At 74.6% G+C, this 16,783-nt stretch carries 16 protein-coding genes; 12 read left to right on the top strand and 4 right to left on the bottom strand.

All coding sequences use genetic code 11. The annotated features are described in order from the left end of the window. Positions 1–228: 228 nt before the first annotated feature. From ACRYRX_RS10195 to ACRYRX_RS10185, 3 genes are read left to right on the top strand one after another with little or no spacing between them, the layout of a single operon-like run. A complete protein-coding gene (locus ACRYRX_RS10195) occupies positions 229–2,520 on the top strand; it encodes an ATP-dependent DNA helicase RecG (protein ID WP_432511746.1) in 2,292 nt (763 codons plus the stop codon). Beyond that, a complete protein-coding gene (locus ACRYRX_RS10190; RefSeq protein WP_432511745.1) occupies positions 2,517–3,239 on the top strand; it encodes an ABC transporter ATP-binding protein in 723 nt (240 codons plus the stop codon). The genes ACRYRX_RS10195 and ACRYRX_RS10190 overlap by 4 nt, the downstream gene beginning before the upstream one ends. Then, a complete protein-coding gene (locus ACRYRX_RS10185) occupies positions 3,236–4,861 on the top strand; it encodes a DUF6297 family protein (RefSeq protein ID WP_432511744.1) in 1,626 nt (541 codons plus the stop codon). Before ACRYRX_RS10190 ends, ACRYRX_RS10185 begins: the two co-directional genes overlap by 4 nt. A gap of 48 nt (positions 4,862–4,909) precedes the next feature. Here ACRYRX_RS10185 and ACRYRX_RS10180 read toward each other — a convergent pair whose 3' ends face one another. Then, complete coding sequence (locus ACRYRX_RS10180; RefSeq protein WP_432511743.1) at positions 4,910–5,533, bottom strand: TetR/AcrR family transcriptional regulator; 624 nt, start codon at positions 5,531–5,533, stop codon at positions 4,910–4,912. Positions 5,534–5,643: 110 nt separating this feature from the next. On the opposite strand from ACRYRX_RS10180, the gene ACRYRX_RS10175 reads away from it, so the two are divergent. The 8 genes from ACRYRX_RS10175 to mutM all read left to right on the top strand — a co-directional run bounded on the left by ACRYRX_RS10175 (position 5,644) and on the right by mutM (position 12,051). After that, on the top strand, positions 5,644–7,638 hold the full coding sequence (locus ACRYRX_RS10175) for a glycoside hydrolase family 3 protein (protein ID WP_432511742.1): 1,995 nt from the start codon (positions 5,644–5,646) through the stop codon (positions 7,636–7,638). Positions 7,639–7,755: 117 nt separating this feature from the next. Beyond that, the gene (gene rsmD, locus ACRYRX_RS10170; RefSeq protein WP_432511741.1) at positions 7,756–8,331 is read left to right on the top strand and encodes a 16S rRNA (guanine(966)-N(2))-methyltransferase RsmD; all 576 of its coding nucleotides are present in this window, start codon (positions 7,756–7,758) and stop codon (positions 8,329–8,331) included. Positions 8,332–8,340: 9 nt separating this feature from the next. Beyond that, the gene (gene coaD / locus ACRYRX_RS10165) at positions 8,341–8,859 is read left to right on the top strand and encodes a pantetheine-phosphate adenylyltransferase (RefSeq protein ID WP_432511740.1); all 519 of its coding nucleotides are present in this window, start codon (positions 8,341–8,343) and stop codon (positions 8,857–8,859) included. A gap of 23 nt (positions 8,860–8,882) precedes the next feature. Next, complete coding sequence (locus ACRYRX_RS10160) at positions 8,883–9,437, top strand: hypothetical protein (RefSeq protein ID WP_432511739.1); 555 nt, start codon at positions 8,883–8,885, stop codon at positions 9,435–9,437. Positions 9,438–9,572: 135 nt separating this feature from the next. After that, positions 9,573–10,166: a YceD family protein gene (locus tag ACRYRX_RS10155; protein WP_432511738.1), complete on the top strand. Its 594-nt coding sequence runs from the start codon at positions 9,573–9,575 to the stop codon at positions 10,164–10,166. A 2-nt stretch (positions 10,167–10,168) separates the two neighbouring features. Continuing rightward, positions 10,169–10,372, top strand: coding sequence for a 50S ribosomal protein L32 (rpmF, locus tag ACRYRX_RS10150; protein ID WP_432511737.1), 204 nt, complete (start codon positions 10,169–10,171; stop codon positions 10,370–10,372). Position 10,373: 1 nt separating this feature from the next. Continuing rightward, on the top strand, positions 10,374–11,123 hold the full coding sequence (rnc, locus tag ACRYRX_RS10145) for a ribonuclease III (protein WP_432511840.1): 750 nt from the start codon (positions 10,374–10,376) through the stop codon (positions 11,121–11,123). A 1-nt stretch (position 11,124) separates the two neighbouring features. Further along, entirely contained in the window at positions 11,125–12,051 is a 927-nt protein-coding gene (mutM, locus tag ACRYRX_RS10140; RefSeq protein ID WP_432511736.1) for a bifunctional DNA-formamidopyrimidine glycosylase/DNA-(apurinic or apyrimidinic site) lyase, read from the top strand. Between the two features lie 51 nt (positions 12,052–12,102). Here the strand turns inward: mutM and ACRYRX_RS10135 are convergent, their stop codons facing one another. The 3 genes from ACRYRX_RS10135 to ACRYRX_RS10125 are packed head-to-tail and all read right to left on the bottom strand — an operon-like array spanning position 12,103 to position 15,310. Beyond that, positions 12,103–12,999 (bottom strand): carbohydrate ABC transporter permease, encoded by an 897-nt coding sequence (locus tag ACRYRX_RS10135; protein WP_432511735.1) that lies wholly within the window; start codon positions 12,997–12,999, stop codon positions 12,103–12,105. Between the two features lie 3 nt (positions 13,000–13,002). Next, positions 13,003–13,923 carry a carbohydrate ABC transporter permease gene (locus tag ACRYRX_RS10130; protein ID WP_432511734.1) on the bottom strand — a complete coding sequence of 307 codons (921 nt, stop codon included), beginning with the start codon at positions 13,921–13,923 and terminating at the stop codon, positions 13,003–13,005. A gap of 22 nt (positions 13,924–13,945) precedes the next feature. Further along, the gene (locus tag ACRYRX_RS10125) at positions 13,946–15,310 is read right to left on the bottom strand and encodes an extracellular solute-binding protein (protein ID WP_432511733.1); all 1,365 of its coding nucleotides are present in this window, start codon (positions 15,308–15,310) and stop codon (positions 13,946–13,948) included. Positions 15,311–15,496: 186 nt separating this feature from the next. Between ACRYRX_RS10125 and ACRYRX_RS10120 the strand changes: the two genes are divergently transcribed. Further along, on the top strand, positions 15,497–16,774 hold the full coding sequence (locus ACRYRX_RS10120; protein WP_432511732.1) for an ROK family transcriptional regulator: 1,278 nt from the start codon (positions 15,497–15,499) through the stop codon (positions 16,772–16,774). Positions 16,775–16,783 lie beyond the last annotated feature (9 nt).

Genomic DNA, 16,783 nt, shown 5'->3' with positions numbered 1-16,783 from the left:
TGAAGTCGAACGAACAGGTGCGCCGCCCCGGACGGGGCGCGCAGGTGCCCGGCCATCCCGAACACCGTCGAACACCATAGCCGAGGTCGACGCTCCGGGTGAAACCGGCGCGTCGGGCGACGCCGCGCCCGGCGCGCGGGGGCGTGCCGCCGACCGGGTGACCGCGGCTTCGCAGCGCCGGTGGCTGCCGGCGGGGGCCGCGGGGGAGCCCGGCGGTAGCCTGCCCGCGTGGTTGACCTGGACGCCCCGCTGTCCAGCCTGCTGCCCGGGCAGGGCCGGGGGAAGAAGGGGGACCCGGCCCGGTGGCTGTCCTCCCTGGGCCTGGAGACCGGCCGGGACCTGCTGTGGCACCTGCCGCGCAAGTACGCCGACCGGGGTGCGCTGACCCCCCTGCGCGACCTGGAGGTCGGGGAGAACGTCACGATCCTCGCCGAGGTCGTCGACGCCGGGAAGCCCGCGGTGCTCAAGAGCCGGCCCGGCGCGCGCCTCGTCGTGACGCTGTCCGACGGCCGCGACGAGATCACCATGACGTTCTTCATGAAGAGCGTGCACCAGTTCGGGCACGTCCAGAAGGACCTCGAGCCCGGGCGGCTGGTGCTGGCCTCGGGCAAGGCCGGGCAGTTCAACGGCAAGTGGCAGCTGGGCCAGCCCGACTACGAGCTGCTCGAGGACACCGGCGCCGACCCCGGGGGAGCCCTCCAGGAGGGCGTCGAGACCGCCACCCGCGCCGACCGGCCGATCCCGCTGTACCCCGCCACCCGCGACTGCCCGAACTGGCTGATCCGCGACTGCGTCGCCACGCTGCTGGACCGCCTCGGCGCCACCGCCGACGGGTTCGAGGAGTTCCTGCCGCCCGACGTCGTCGCCGCCGAGGACCTGCCCAGCCCGCTGGAGGCCCTGCGCGCGGTGCACGCACCCCGCGACCGCGCGCAGCTGGCCGCCGGCCAGGACCGGCTGCGCTTCGAGGAGGCGTTCGTCCTGCAGACCGCGCTGGCGATGCGCCGCGCCTCCACCGCCGCGCAGCGGGCCCTGCCCCGCGTGGCGTCGGCCGACGGCCTGGCCGCCGCGTTCGACGCGCGGCTGCCGTTCCCCCTCACCGGCTCCCAGCGCGAGGTCGGCGACGAGATCGCCGCCGACCTCGCCCGGCCGCACCCCATGCAGCGCCTCCTGCAGGGCGACGTCGGCTCCGGCAAGACGCTCGTCGCGCTGCGGGCCATGCTCACCGTCGCCGACGGCGGCGGGCAGGCCGCGCTGCTGGCCCCCACCGAGGTCCTCGCCGCCCAGCACCTGCGCTCGATCACGGCGATGCTCGGCGACCTCGCCGCGGGGGGCCTGCTGGGCGGTGACCCGCGCGGGACGCGGGTCGTCCTCCTGACCGGGTCGATGGGGGCCGCGGCGCGGCGCGAGGCGCTGCTGGCCGCCGCGAGCGGGGAGGCGGGGATCGTCATCGGCACCCACGCCCTGCTGCAGGAGGGCGTCCAGTTCGCCGACCTCGGCCTCGTCGTCGTCGACGAGCAGCACCGCTTCGGTGTCGAGCAGCGGGACGTGCTGCGCCGCAAGGGGAACGGCATCCCGCACCTGCTCGTCATGACGGCCACGCCGATCCCCCGGACGGTCGCGATGACCCTGTTCGGCGACCTGGAGACCTCGGTGCTGTCCGAGCTGCCGCCCGGTCGCGCCGAGGTCCAGACCGTCGTCGTCCCGCAGGACCGGCCCGCCTGGGTCGACCGGACCTGGCAGAAGGTCGCCGAGGAGGCCGCGCTGGGCCGGCAGACGTACGTGGTGTGCGCGCGCATCGACGCCGACGACGACGCCGTGGCCGACGGCGCGCAGGAGGCCCTGCTGGAGGAGGGGGCCGTCCCGGCCGCCCCCCGCGGCGGCCCGGGCCGCAAGCCCGGGCCGCGCCCGCCGGCCGCGGTGTCGCAGATCGTCGAGGTCGTGCGGAACCACCCCGCCACCTCGGGGCTGCGCATCGACGTCCTGCACGGCCGGCTCGCCCCGGCCGACAAGGACGACGTCATGGCCCGCTTCGCCGGCGGCGAGCTCGACGTCGTCGTGGCCACCACGGTCGTCGAGGTCGGCGTCGACGTGCCCAACGCCAGCGTCATGGTCGTCGTCGACGCCGACCGGTTCGGCATCTCCCAGCTGCACCAGCTGCGCGGCCGCATCGGCCGCGGCGGGCTGCCCGGGACCTGCCTGCTGCTGTCCGGAACCACCGAGGGCTCGCGCGCCGGGCGCCGGCTGGCCGCGCTGGCCCGCACCCGCGACGGGTTCGAACTGGCCCGCCTGGACCTGGAGGAACGTCGCGAGGGCGACGTGCTGGGCGCCGCGCAGTCCGGTCAGCGCACGTCCCTGCAGCTGCTGGGCGTCCTGCAGCACAGCGAGATCATCGAGCGGGCGCGCACCTACGCCCGCTCGATCGTCGAGGCCGACCCCGACCTGGCAGGGTTCGCCGGGTTGGCCGCCGCCGTGGCGGCCCGCGTGAGCGGCGACACCGAAGCGTTCCTGGGACGGACATGAGCACCAGCACGTCGAAGAAGAGGGCGAAGGAGCGGCGCGAGGTCGTCCTGGCCCTGGAGGACCTGCGCGTCGGGTACGGCGAACCCGTCTGCGCGCCCGTCACCGTGGACGTCGCCCGCGGGGAGGCGCTGTGCCTCGTCGGCGCCAACGGCGCCGGCAAGTCGACGGTGCTGCGCGCGGTCGCCGGGCTGCTCGAGCCCCTGGGCGGCACCGTCGCGCTGCACGGCGAGCCCGTCGACGAGCGGTCCGTGCGCTTCCGCCGCGAGGTCGCCTGCGTCTTCGACGAGGACGCCTGGTTCGCGGAGCTGTCCGTCGCCGAGCACCTCGAGCTGGTCGCCCGCGGCCACGGCGTGCGCGACGTCGTCGGGGTCGTCGACGCCGAGCTGGAGGCGCAGCGGCTCACCGACGCCGCCGACCAGCTGCCCACCTCCCTGTCCAGCGGGCAGAAGCGCCGGCTGCTGCTGGCCGCGGCGCTCGTGCGCCCGCGCTCGGTGCTGCTGCTGGACGAGCCCGAGCAGCGGCTGGACCCCACCGGCCGGGAGGCGCTGGCCGAACGGCTCGTCGCCGAGCGCGACGCCGGGACGGCCCTGGTCCTGGCGACCCACGACGTGGTGCTGCTGCGCCGGCTCGCGACCCGCGCCGTCGTGATCGACGACGACGCCTGCGCCGTCGTGGACGCCGAGGAAGCGGCCCGGATCGTCAGCGACCCCGTCCGGTGACCGACCTCGTCGGTCCCCTCGCCGACCAGCCGTACCCCACCCGCCGCGAGCTGCGCGACGAGGCCGCGCCGTCGCGGGCCGCGCGCGGTCTGCGCGCCACGTTCGTCGACACCTACACGACGGTGCTGCAGGTGGCCATCGCCTTCCTGCTGCTGCTCGGCGGCAGCGGGTCCCTGCGCAACGCGCTGCGGGCGGGGTTGTCGGCCACCGGCGACGGGCCGGGGTGGACGGCGCAGACGTCGGCGGTGCTGACCTCCGTGGGGATCTCGGCCGCCGCCGTCGCCTTCGGCCTGGCCGTCTGGTGCCGGCTGGGCCCGGTCTCCCTGGGTACCGCCCCGACGACCTGGTGGACGCCGCTGCCGGTGGACCGCGGCGGCCTGCTGCGGCCCGTGGTGCGCAACCGGGCGCTGGGGACCGCGCTGGCCGGCGGGGCCTTCACAGCGTGGGCGACGTCGGTGGCCTTCGGGGTCGCCGGGACGCTGACGGGGGGCCTGGTCGCCGCGGGGCTGCTCGGCGGCGTCGCCGTCGGGGCCGGGCTCGCCGGGGCGGGGTACCTGCTCGTCGTGCGCCCGGCCGTGCGCTCGGGGGTGGCGGCGCTGCTGCGCGCGGGACGGCTGCTCGACGCGTTCGGGGTGCTCGTCGTGGTGCTGCTGGCCGCCGGCGCCGCCGTCGGGATCCCGCTGGACGCCGTCCACCCGCGCGACGTCCTGCTGCCGGCCGCGGTGGTGACCGCGGGGGCGCTCCTGGTCCTCGTCCTGGCGGGGCGGTGGGCGCTGGCGCGCGCCGGGCAGGTCGGCTCGCCGTCGCTGCGGCGGGGGGCGTCGCGGCTGGAGCGGCTGACGTCGTCGGTGCTGCAGTTCGACGTGCGCGAGATGGGGCGGGCGCTGTCGGCGGACTCCGAGGGCCGGGTCCGGCGCCGCCGGACGTTCGGGCGCGTCCGCGGGCCGGTCGCGGCGGTCGTGGCGGCCGACGTCCTGCTGCTGCGCCGGCAGCCGCGGCGGCTGGTGACGGCGGGGGTGCTGGTGCTCGTGCCGTTCGTGCTGGCCGCCGGCACCTCGGCGCACCGCGCGGTCGTGGCCCTGCTGCTGTGGCTGGCCGGGTACGCGGCGGCCACGACGCTGTCCGAACCGGCGCGCGGGCTGGCGCTGGTCCCGGCCGCGGCCCGCACGCTGCCGATCGCGGCCTCCACCGTCGTGATCGTGCGGTGGATCCCGGTGGCGGTCCTGTCGACGGTGTGGGGCGCGCTGGCGTACCCCCTGGCGGTCACGACCTCCGGTCTGCTGCACGGGGAGTCGATCGGCGCGGCGTGGTGGTCGTGGGCGGCGCTGGGGGCGTTGGCCGGGCCGGGGTTCGCCGCGGCCGCCCTGCGGGGGGCGGTGCGGCCGGACCCGGACCTGGCCAAGCCGGTCATCGCGACGGCGATGGGCGCGCTACCGCCGGGAGCCGCGGCCGCGACGACCACGGGGCCCGACCTCGCGGTCCTGGTGAGCGTTCCGGTGCTGCTGGCGACGCTGTCGCGCGGCGCCTTCGACTGGCTGCTGCTCGGGCAGGCGCTGGCCTCGGCGGCGGCGGTCGGGATCGGCTGGGCCTACGCCGCCCACCGGGCCCGCAGGATCTCCTGAGGTGGGCGACGTGACGCCGGGGAGTTCGTCGGGACCCGCACGGTGGGGTCAGGACAGGTCGAGGGTCGTCACCGACGCCAGGTGGGCGCGGACGTCGGCGACCATGTCGACCTGCTTGCCCGACAGCAGCCACTGCACCTGCAGGCCGTCCATGAGCGCGACCAGGGCGCGGGCGCAGCGGCCGGGGTCGGCCCCCTCGCGCAGCCGCCCCTGGGCGCGCAGTTCCTCGAAGACCTGCCGGGTGCGTCCGAGGATGCCCGCGTAGCGCTCCTGGAAGTACTCGTGCGCGGGGTGGTCGGCCGACGTGGCCTCGGCCGACAGCGTGCAGTGCAGCTCGACCAGACCGGGGGTCGCCTGGTTGCGCTCCAGGAGCTCCAGCACCGCCCGCAGGTGCGACTCCGGCCCCTGCGCGTCGGCCTCGAACAGCGCGCGGTCGCGTTCGCCGCGGGCGCGCAGCACCGCCGCGAGCAGCGCGTCCTTGGTGGGGAAGTGGTAGGTCAGGCCCTGCTGGGTGATGCCGATGCGGTCGGCGATCTCCCGCACCGAGGCGTTGCGGTACCCGGAGGCGGCGAAGACGGTCAGGGCGGCGTCGAGGATCTCCTGCCGCCGCAGCGCCGACTTGGCGTACTCCCCGCGCGCCCCGCGCGGGCGGCTGGTGTCGGTGGTCGGCACACGACCACCTTCCCACGCCCAATTTCTGTGCTGGATGAGAAGTTCATGTACGGTTCCCGTGCCCGGCGACGCCGCCGGGCGGGTACGCCCCACCGGTTCGAAGGAGAATCATGGACGGACACCTCACGACCCCCCGCCGCGTCTCGCGGGCGCTCGCCGCGCTCGCCGGGCTCGTCGCCGTCACGGTCGCCGGCACGACGACCTCCACCGCGGCACCGGCCACCGCCCCCACCGCGGCCGGTGGGCAGCCGGTCCTGTCCACCCGCGGCGCCGAGGTCCTGCAGGTCGGGGGTCTGCGCTTCCGCGACCTCGACCGGGACGGGCAGCTCACCCCCTACGAGGACTGGCGGCTGACCCCCGACCAGCGCGCCGACGACCTGCTGGGGCGCCTCGACCTCGCCCAGCGCGCCGGGCTGCTCGTCCACGGCAACCTCACCTCCTCCGGCACCACCTACGACGTCGCCGCGACCGCCCGCGACGTCGCCGACCGGCACGTCACCACGTTCATCACCCGGCTGTCGGCCGGGCCCGAGGAGATCGCCGAGGCGAACAACCTCGTGCAGCTCATCGCCGAGCAGCAGCCGCTCGGCATCCCCGTCCTCGTCTCCAGCGACCCCCGCAACGGTTTCTCCGTCACCGAGGGGCAGACCGTGGCCCGCACCGGCACCACCGCCATGCCGGACCCGACCGGCCTGGCCGCCGCCGGCGACCCCGACCTCACGCGCCGCCTGGCCGACGTCGTGCGCCAGGAGTTCCGCGCCGTGGGCATCGCCGAACTGCTCGGGCCGCAGGCCGACCTGGCGACCGAACCGCGCTGGACGCGGATCAACGGCACCTTCGGCTCGGACGCGGACACCGCCCGCGACCAGGTGCGGGCCTACGTCGACGGGACGCAGGGCGGCGCCGACGGCCTGCACCGCGACAGCGTCGCCACCGTCACCAAGCACTGGGCCGGGTACGGCGCCCAGGTGGACGGCTACGACTCGCACTACCACTACGGCCGCTACGCCGCGTTCCCCGGCGGGGACTTCGAGGAGCACCTCGTCCCCTACGACGGCGCCTTCGAGGCCGGGACCGCCGGCATCATGCCGACCTACTCGATCCTGCAGGGCCTGCAGCGCGACGGGCAGGAGGTCGAGCAGGTCGGCGCCGGTTTCAACTCCTACCTGCTGCAGGACGTGCTGCGCGGCGAGAAGGGTTTCGACGGGGTCGTCCTGTCGGACTGGGGCATCACCGGCGACTGCCCGCAGGAGTGCCTCGAGAACCGCCCGCCGGACAGCTTCGTCGGCTCCTGGGGCGTGGGGATGCCCTGGGGCGTGGAGGACCTCACCCGCACCGAGCGGTTCGCGAAGGCCCTGAACGCCGGCGTCGACCAGATCGGCGGGGACTCCGACTCCACGCAGGTCGTGGCGGCCGTCGAGCAGGGGCTGCTCAGCCCCGAGCGCGTCGCGCAGGCCGCCCACCGCGTCCTGGTGCAGAAGTTCCAGCTCGGCCTGTTCGAGAACCCCTTCGTCGACCCCGCCGCCGCCGGCCGGCTCGCCGGGAACGCCCGGTTCCAGCGGCTGGGCGACGAGGCGCAGGAGAGGTCCCTGACCCTGCTGCAGAACACCGACGACCTGCTGCCCGTCTCGCGCGCCTCCGTCCGCACCGTCCACCTCGTCGGCGTCGACCCCGCCGTCGCGCAGGCCCGCGGTCTGCGCGTCACCGACGACCCGGCGCAGGCCGACCTCGCCGTCGTCCGCATCGCCGACCCGCGTTCGGGGGACGACCTCACCGGCCTGGAACCGACCGAGGAGCAGGAGGACGTCCGCCTGCTGCGCGCCGCGGCTGCAGCCGGCACCCCGACCGTCGCCGTCCCGAAGCTGGACCGCCCGCTCGTCCTGACGGGCGTGGCCGACGTCGCCGACGCCGTGCTCGCCAACTACGGCGTGTCCGACGAGGTGCTGCTCGACACCGTCCTGGGCCTGCGGGAACCGGGTGGGCGCTTGCCCTTCGAGCTGCCGTCGTCCACCGCCGCCGTCGAGGCGCAGTCGCCCGACGTGGCCGACGACTCGGCCGACCCGCTGTTCGCCCGGGGAGCGGGCCTGTCCTACGACCGGCGCTGAGCCACCGTCCCGGCCCGCTCCGGGTACCCGGACCGGGGCCGGGACGGCCTTCCTACCCTGGGGCCGGGGACCCGGCTCTCGACGTGAGGGGGGCCCCGACGGGACGAGGGGTTCGACGTGACCAGGATCGTGGCCGGCGCGGCCGGCGGCCGGCGGCTGAAGGTGCCGCCGGGGGAGACCACCCGGCCCACCAGCGACCGGGTGCGCGAGGCGCTGTTCTCCGCGCTGGAGGCCGCCGGGGCGGTCGAGGGCGCCCGCGTCCTGGACCTGTACGCCGGGTCGGGGGCGCTGGGCCTGGAGGCGGCCAGCCGCGGGGCCGCGCAGGTGGTCCTCGTCGAGGCGGCGCGGGCGGCGGCCGCGACCGCGCGGGCCAACGCGGGCACCGTCGCGCTGCCGGGGGTGCGGGTCGTGGCCGACCGGGTCGAGCGGTTCCTCGCCTCGCCCGGCGCCGTGGTGGACGGCGGGTGGGACCTCGTGCTGGTCGACCCGCCGTACGCGGTGGCCTCCGAGGAGGTCTCCGCCGTCCTGGCCGCGCTCGCGCCGCTGCTGGCCCCGGGGGCCGTCGTCGTCGTCGAGCGGTCCTCGCGCACCGCGCCGCCGACCTGGCCCGAGCCGGTCCCGGACGTGCGGGAGCGGCGCTACGGGGAGACGACGGTGTGGGTGGCGGCCTTCGCCGGCCCCGGTGCCACCTAGGGTTCTGGCGTGACGGCGACCTCCTGCGTGTGCCCGGGCAGCTTCGACCCCCTGACCCTGGGTCACCTCGACGTCCTGCTGCGGGCGGCGGGGGTGTTCGAGGTCGTCCACGCCGCGGTGGCGGTCAACCCCGCCAAGCGCGGCCTGTTCACCGGCGCCGAGCGCGTCGAGCTGGTCCGGCGCTCGCTCGCGGACTCCGGCGACCCGCGCGCCGGGCGGGTCGTCGTGCACGAGTTCGGCGACGGGCTGCTGGTCGACCAGTGCCGGCGGCTGGGCGCGCGGGTCGTGGTGAAGGGGCTGCGCGGGGGGACGGACTACGCCTACGAGCTGCCGATGGCGCTGATGAACCGGCACCTGGCCGACGTCGAGACGGTGTTCCTGGTCGGCGACCCGAGGTTCGGGCACGTCTCCTCCTCGCTGGTCAAGGAGGTCGCCCGGTACGGCGGGGACGTCTCGGGGCTGGTGCCCGCGGCGGTGCGTGCGGCCCTGGCCGCACGGCTGGGGGAGAATGCGACCGGCTCGGACTGACGGATCTACGAGAGGCTGTTGCTGTGGAGGTGCACGAGAAGCTCGGCGAGCTCGCCGCGCTCGTGTCGGGGGCGCGGGGCGTGCCGCTGTCGTCGTCGGTGCTGGTCGACCGAGAGCAGCTGCTCGCGCTCGTCGGGGACGTCCGGCGGCTGCTGCCGGCCGAGGTCCAGCAGGCCGGTGACGTCCTGGCCCAGCGCGACGAGGTCCTCGAGGCCGCCCGCGCCGACGCGGACAAGGTGCTGACCGAGGCGCGCGAGCGGGCCGAGGAGCTCGTCGACGCCCAGGCCGTGACCCGCGCCTCCCGGGAGCGGGCCGACCACATCGTGCAGACGGCGCGGGAGGAGGCCAAGCGGCTGCGGCTGGACGCCGACGCCTGGGTCGACCGCAAGCTGTCGGACTTCGAGGACGAGCTGGACCGGCTCAAGCAGCAGGCCGCCCGCGGCCGGGACCGGCTGAAGGTGCGCGACGCCGACGCCGACGCCGAGCCGGAGGAGGCGCCGCAGGCCCCGGCCCGGGCCGCCGGGCAGGCCCCGGCCGGCGCGACGGCCGCCTCCGCGGTGCCCGCCGCCGAGTCCTGAGCCCTGTCCGGCCCGCCGATTGGGTCGCGGGGGGCACCCTCGGTTACCCTTGGGGGCGGCCTCGGCGCGCGTGGGACTCCCACCAGCGGCGGGGCCGTGTGGTGTGCCGGAACGACTGGGGAACGAGGTGTGGACGTGAGCAAGAGGCAACTGCCGGAAGGTCACCTGGACCCGAACGCGCCGCTCGTGCTGTCCACGCACGACCTGGGGCGCCGGCCGGGTTCGATGCGCACCCTGCGGCGCACCGTGCCCGCCCCCGCCGACCTCGGGATCGCCGTCATCGGCGTCCCGGAGGGCAGCGATCTCGAGCTCGACCTGCGGATGGAAGCGGTCATGGAGGGTGTGCTGGTCTCCGGCACGGTCTCCGGGACGGCCGTGGGCGAGTGCGTGCGGTGCCTCACCGAGGTCACCGCACCGGTCGAGGTCACCCTGCAGGAGCTGTTCGCCTACCCCGGCAGGACGCCGGTCGAGGTGGCCGACGACGAGGACGAGATCCGTGAGGTCGCCCCCGGCGAGCTCGTCGACCTCGAACCCGCCGTGCGGGACGCGATCGTGCTGGAGCTGCCGTTCCAGCCCGCGTGCGACGGTCCCTGCCAGCAGGACTACGAGATCGGGGTGTCCGAACCGGCCCCCGTCCCCGAAGAACCGGCGGACCCCCGGTGGGCCGCCTTGCAGTCCCTGCTCCCGAGCAGTGACGACTCCCCGTCCGGAACCAGAGAGAAGAGCTGATCGTGGCCGTCCCGAAGCGGAAGATGTCCCGCAGCAACACCCGCGCCCGCCGTTCGCAGTGGAAGGCGTCCGAGGAGACGCTGGTGCGCGACACCGTCCGTGGCCAGGTCGCGTACTCGCGTCCCCACACCGCCCGCGTCGTCACCGACTCCGCCGGCACCCCGCTGTACCTCGAGTACAAGGGCCGCAAGGTCAAGGACCTCTGAGCTGACCGCTCAGCAGGCCCCCGCCGTCACGCCGGGCGACGTCCGAGACGTCGCCCGGCTGACTGCTGCTCTGGGGGTGGAGATCGAGGCGGAGCTGCTGCTGCTCGCCCTGACCCACCGCTCCTACGCCTACGAGCACGGCGGGCTGCCGACCAACGAACGGCTCGAGTTCCTGGGGGACTCGGTGCTCGGCCTGGTCGTGACGCACGAGCTGTACACGCGGTTCGCGGACGTTTCCGAGGGCCGGCTCGCCAAGCTGCGGGCCGCTGTCGTGAACTCCCGCGCGCTGGCGGACATCGCCCGCGGGCTCGACCTGGGGGCGCACGTGCGCCTGGGCAAGGGTGAACTGGGCACCGGTGGCCGGGACAAGAACTCGATCCTGGCCGACACCATGGAGGCCGTCATCGGGGCGGCGTACCTGTCCGTCGGCGTCGAGGGCGCCCGGGAGTTCGTGCTGCGCCTGACGGCGCCGCTGATGGACTCCTCCGAGCGCCTGGGCGCCGGGACCGACTGGAAGACCGCGCTGCAGGAGCTGACGGCCGCGGAGGACCTCGGCGTCCCCTCCTACGCCATCACTGAGTCCGGGCCGGACCACGCCAAGAGCTTCACGGCCGACGCCGTCGTGGGCGGCACCGCGATCGGGCACGGCGAGGGCCGCAGCAAGAAGGAAGCCGAGCAGAAGGCCGCGGCGGCCGCCGTCGAGGCGCTGCGGGCGGCCACCGCGGCCGCCGCCGTGCGCGCGTCCTCCTGACGTGCCCGAGCTGCCCGAGGTCGAGGTCGTCCGCCGCGGCGTCGCCCGCTGGGTGGTGGGGCGGACCGTCGCGTCCGCCTCGTTCCTGCACCCGCGGGTGACCCGCCGGCACGTGGAGGGCCCGGCCGACGCGGTCGCCCGCACCCGCGGGCTGGTCGTCGCCGACGCGGTGCGCCGCGGGAAGTACCTGTGGATGCCGCTGGCCGGTCCCGGCGGCGACGCCGCGGACGCGATGGTCGTCCACCTCGGCATGAGCGGGCAGCTGCTCGTGGAGGCCGCCGACGCGCCGCCGGAGAAGCACCTGCGGGCGGTGTGGACGTTCGAGGACGACCGCGAGGACCTGCGGTTCGTCGACCAGCGCACCTTCGGCGGGATCGCCGTCGTGCCGCTGGTGGGGACCGGCGACGGGGGCCTGGGCGGTGCGGGGGAGTCCACCGACGCCCCCTGGTCCCGGATGCTGCCGGCGCCGGTCGCGCACATCGCCCGGGACCCGCTCGACCCCGCCTTCGACGACGCCGGGTTCGCGAAGCGGCTGCGGGAGCGCACCACGGGCCTGAAGCGGGCGCTGCTGGACCAGACGCTCGTGTCCGGGGTGGGCAACATCTACGCCGACGAGGCGCTGTGGCGGGCGCGGCTGCACTACGCCCGTCCCACCCGCAGCACGACGCGGGCCCAGGCCGCCGACCTCCTCACCGGTCTGCGCGAGGTCATGACGGCCGCGCTGGCCGCGGGCGGGACGAGCTTCGACGCGCTGTACGTCAACGTGAACGGGGCGTCGGGGTACTTCGACCGGTCGCTGGCGGTGTACGGGCAGGTCGGCCGTCCCTGCCCGCGGTGCGGTGCGCTGGTGCGCCGGGACCCGTTCATGAACCGGTCCTCGTTCTCCTGCCCGGCGTGCCAGCCGGTGCCGCGCTCGGCGCACTGGTGACCGGCCGCCCTCCCGCTCGAGCCGCGCGTCGAGCGGGAGGGTCCGGTCCGGTCAGCCCTTGAGCGCGCCGCCGAAGTTGAACGCACCTCCCAGGCGGCGCGACAGCAGCACGTACAGGACGACGACCGGCAGCGTGTACAGGATCGAGTAGGCCGCCAGCTGGCCCCACTGCACCGACCCGTACTGGCCGAAGAACGTGAAGATGCTCACCGAGGCGGGCAGCCGGTCGGGGGACAGCAGCAGCACGAACGGGATGAAGAAGTTCCCCCACATCCCGATGAAGGTGAAGATCGTCACCACCGACATCCCGGGCCACATGAGGGGCAGGACGATGTGGCGCAGCGTCTGCATCGAGCTGGCGCCGTCGGTCCAAGCGGCCTCCTCCAGGGTGAGGGGGACGCCGTCCATGAAGTTCTTCATGAGGAAGATCGACATGGGCAGGGCGGTGGTCGCCATGAACGCGATGGTGCCGCCGAGGGTGTCGACGAGGTTGAGCTGCACGAACAGCCCGTACACCGGCACCATGATGGCGGTGATGGGCAGGCCGGTGGAGAAGAGGATCGTCAGCAGGAACGGCCGCTTGTACCGCGTCTCGAAGCGCGACAGCGGGTACGCGGCCAGGGTCGCGACGAAGATCGCCAGGACGGTCGAGCCGACGCACAGCACGAGCCCGTTCCACATGGGCCGGTAGGTCGTCTCCGGGGTCAGGACGGCCCGGAAGTTGTCGAGGCTGAGGTTCGACCCCGGCAGTTCCAGCTTCAGGCCGGCCTCGGCGTTGAAGGCCGCGAAGAGCACCCACAGCAGCGGGATGAGGAACAGCACGCCGAGGGCGGCGGTGACGACGTTGACGACGACGCCGCTGACCCGGGTGCGGGGACCGACCGGTCTCTGCGCGCCGGCCGACAGCTTGGACGTGGTGAGCGCGGGGGCGGGGGTCTGGGTGCTCATGGGTCAGTCCTCGCGCAGCAGTCGCATGTAGACGATGGAGAACACGCCGCCGACCGCGAGCAGGACGAGGGCGATGGCGGTGCCGTAGCCGATCTGGCTGAAGGAGAACGCCTGCTCGTACATGTAGAGCGGCAGGGTCTGGCTCTTGGTGCCGGGCCCGCCCCGGGTCATGGTGTAGATGAGGCCGAACACCGACAGCGTCTGCAGGGTGATGAGCATGAGGTTCGTCGTCACGGTGCGCTTGATCATCGGGACGGTGACGAACCGCAGTCGCTTCCAGCCGGTGGCCCCGTCCATCTCGGCGGCCTCCTCGATCTCGGCGGGGATCTCGGACAGCGCCGCGTTGTAGACGAGCATCGAGAACGCCGTGCCGCGCCACACGTTGGCCAGGGACACCGCGATGATGGGCAGGGTGTAGAGCCAGTTCTGGCCCAGGCCCAGGACGCCGATGATCTCGTTGAGCGTGCCGTCCTGGGCGAGGAACGCGTACCAGAGGTACCCGGCGACGACCTCGGGGATGACCCAGGCCCCGATGACGGTGATGCCGACGAGGGTGCGCACCACCTTCGCCGCGCGCTTCTGCAGCAGCGCCAGCGCCAGCCCCAGGAGGTTCTGCCCGACGACGGCGGACAGGACCGTGAAGACCAGGGTGAGGACGACGGAGTTGCGGAAGCTGTCGCTGCCGAACGCGGCCCGGAAGTTGTCCAGGCCGACGAACTGGGTGTTGCCCGATCCCGCGCCGGTGAGCGCGGTGTTGGTGAACGCGGCCCACACGCACCACAGGATCGGGCCGGCCAGGAACACCAGCAGCAGCACCACCGCGGGGGTGAGGGGCAGGGCCCGGGCGATGTCGACCTTGACCGGGTGCGTCCGGCGGCGCAGTTCCGGTCTGGTGGGCGGGCCGGGGCGGGTCAGCGTGGCCACGGGTCCTCCTTCCCTCTGCGACTCAGAGCGTCGCGGTCTTGTCCTCGCCGACGATGGCCTTGACGGCTTCGTCGTAGGCGTCGGCGGCTTCGGACGGGCTGGCCTGGCCGGTGACGACGGCCTCCATGGCGACCTGGATCTCGTTGGAGACGCGCGGGTACTCGGTGTTCTGCGGCCGGTACTGGGTCACCGGGACGAGGCTGGAGAAGAACTCCAGCGTCGGGTTGGACCCGGTGTACTCGGGGTCCTCGGCGACGTCCGTGCGGACGGCCACGGCGGCGGCGTTGATGTTGTAGCGGAGGTTGTTCTCGAAGGAGGTCAGGGTGGAGATGACCTTCCACGCGTCGTCGGCGTTGGAGGTGTTCTTCGTCATGGCCCACGTCCAGCCGCCGGACATGGAGATCTTGCCGTCGCCGGAGCCGTCCTTCGTCGGCATGGGCGCCTGGCCCATGACGTCGTTCCACTGCGGCCACGGTGCGCCGCCGGTGTCCAGCCAGGTGCTGGAGACCCAGGAGCCGTCGAGGTTCATCGCCAGGGTCCCGCCGGGCAGGAACTCCTCCTGCACGCGGGTGCTGACCTGGGCGTCCAGGGCGATCGAGGGGTCCGGGGCGAGCTTCTCGTCGAAGATCGTCTTGATGAACTGGAGCGAGTCCCGGAACTCGGGGCTGCCGACGTTCCACTTGTCCTGGTCGACGTCGTACAAGGTGGACCCGGTCCCGTAGAACAGCATCTCGAAGCCCTGCATGGAGGCTGCCTCACCGGCCGCCTTGCCCGAGTACACGTTCAGCGGGGTGACGTTCGGCAGCTTGCCCTTGATCTGGCGGGCGGCGGCGAGGATGTCGTCCCAGCTGGCGGGAGTCCACTCGGCGGGCAGGCCGGCCTGCGTGAACAGGTCCCGGTTGTACCAGAGGGCGCGGGTGTCCGTGCCGTCCGGGATGCCGTAGGTCTTGCCGTCGGCGGCCTTCGCGGCGCCCTTGGCGACGTCCTGGAACTGGCCCCACTCCTCCCACTTCCCCAGCCAGGAGTCCAGCGGCTGGAGGTAGCCGGCGGTGATGTCGGAGTTGATGAGGAACGTGTCCTCGTACACGACGTCCGGCGAGGTGCGCGGGGAGCGCATCATCAGCTGGAGCTTGGTGTAGTAGTCGTTCTCGGAGGCGACGATCGGGACGAGTTCCATGGTCTTGCCGGAGTTGGCCGATTCGAAGGCCGACTTGACGGTGGTGAGGTAGTCCTTCATCACCGTGCCCGAGCCCCACTGCTGGTAGGCGACCTTGATCGCCCCGCCGGCGGAGTCCCCGCCGCCTTCGGAGCTGCCCCCGCAGGCGGCGGTTCCGAGCACTGTTCCGGCGCCGAGGCCGGCGATGGTCAGGAAGTTACGACGACGCACAACCCACTCCCTCGTGGCGGTGTCCGATCTGTGGTGGCTCGACGGTCCCGCGCTGGCGCCTGGCCCGTCAGGCCGTTGCGAGGAACGTAAATCCACTGGATTGACTGTGTCAACGGATGCGTCGCATCATTCTGAGAACGATCCCACAGCGCCCCCTCCGGGGCGGCCGAGCGCGAGGAGGCGCGGGTGCGACGAGGCACGAACCTGCCGTGGGTGGGGGACTACAACCAGGCCGTGGTGCTCGACGGCATCCGCCGCCACCCCGGCACGTCCCGCACCGACCTGGCCGTCGCCAGCGGGCTCACCGTCCAGACGGTGTCCAACATCGTGCGGCGGCTGCTGGACCGCGGGCTCGTCCAGGAGGGGGAGACCCGGGCCCGGGGCGGCCCCCGCAGCGGCGGCAAACCCCGCACCGCCCTGTCGGTCCGCCCCGGCGCGGCCCTGGCGGTGGGCCTGCAGTTCGAGCGCGAGCACGTCGACGCCGTCCTGCTCGACCTCGACGGCACCGTCCTGGACGCCGTCCGCCGCCGGTCGCCGGACCCGTCGCCGTCGGTGCGGACCGCCGTCGAGCACGCCACCGGTGCCGTGCGCGGGCTCGTCGACGGCTGCGCCCACCCCGACGCCGTCCTCGGGGTCGGCGTCGCGGTCCCCGGCCCGCTCGACTTCGCCGGCCCCGTGCGCACCTCGGCGATCAACCTGCCCGGCTGGCACGGGGTCGCCATCGCCGACCTGCTGACCACCTCCACCGGCCTGCCGGTCCTGGTGGAGAACGACGCCACCGCCGCGGCCGTGGGTGACCTGTGGCGCTCGCCCCGGGTCGGGCGCAGCTTCCTGCACCTGCACGTGGGAGCCGGCATCGGCGGCGGCGTCGTCCTGCGCGACGAGGTGGTGCGCGGGGAGTCGGGCAACGCCGGGGAGGTCGGGCACGTCGTGGCCGACCCCACCGGACCGCGCTGCTCCTGCGGGGCCACCGGCTGCCTGGAGGCCGTCGCCGCCCCGGCCGCCGTCGTCGCCCGCTACGCCGACCGGGTGGGTGCCGAGGCGGCGCGCGCCGCGGGGCTGCGGCTGTCCCCGCGCACCGTCCTGGACGACCACGACCGGCTCAGCCTGCTCGCCGGCGCCGGGGACGCCGTCGCGGCGGCGGAGCTGGACGCGGCCGCCCGGGCCATCGCGCGGGTGGTCGTCGGCGTCGTCAACGTCGTCGACGTCAGCGAGGTGGTCCTGGGCGGCAGCGGCCTGCGGCTGGCCGGTGAGCGGGTCCGGGCGGCCGTGCGCGCGGGGCTGGGGGTCGCCATGACCCGCGAGGTCCACCCGGTCGAGGTGCGCCTGGAGGAGGTGGGGGAGCGGGCCGCGGCGCTGGGCGCGGCCGGCGCCGTCCTGCACGAGGCCCTGTCCTCGACGTGGGTGGGGGTGCACGTGCCGCCCCGGGAGATCGTCATCTCGCCCGTCGCCCCCGTCCACTGAGGGTCGGCC

The sequence above is a fragment of the Kineococcus lubricus genome (assembly GCF_050871965.1).
Lineage (GTDB): Bacteria > Actinomycetota > Actinomycetes > Actinomycetales > Kineococcaceae > Kineococcus.
The sequence above is the reverse complement of the archived record's forward strand: the minus strand, read 5'-3'. Positions and strand labels throughout refer to the sequence as shown.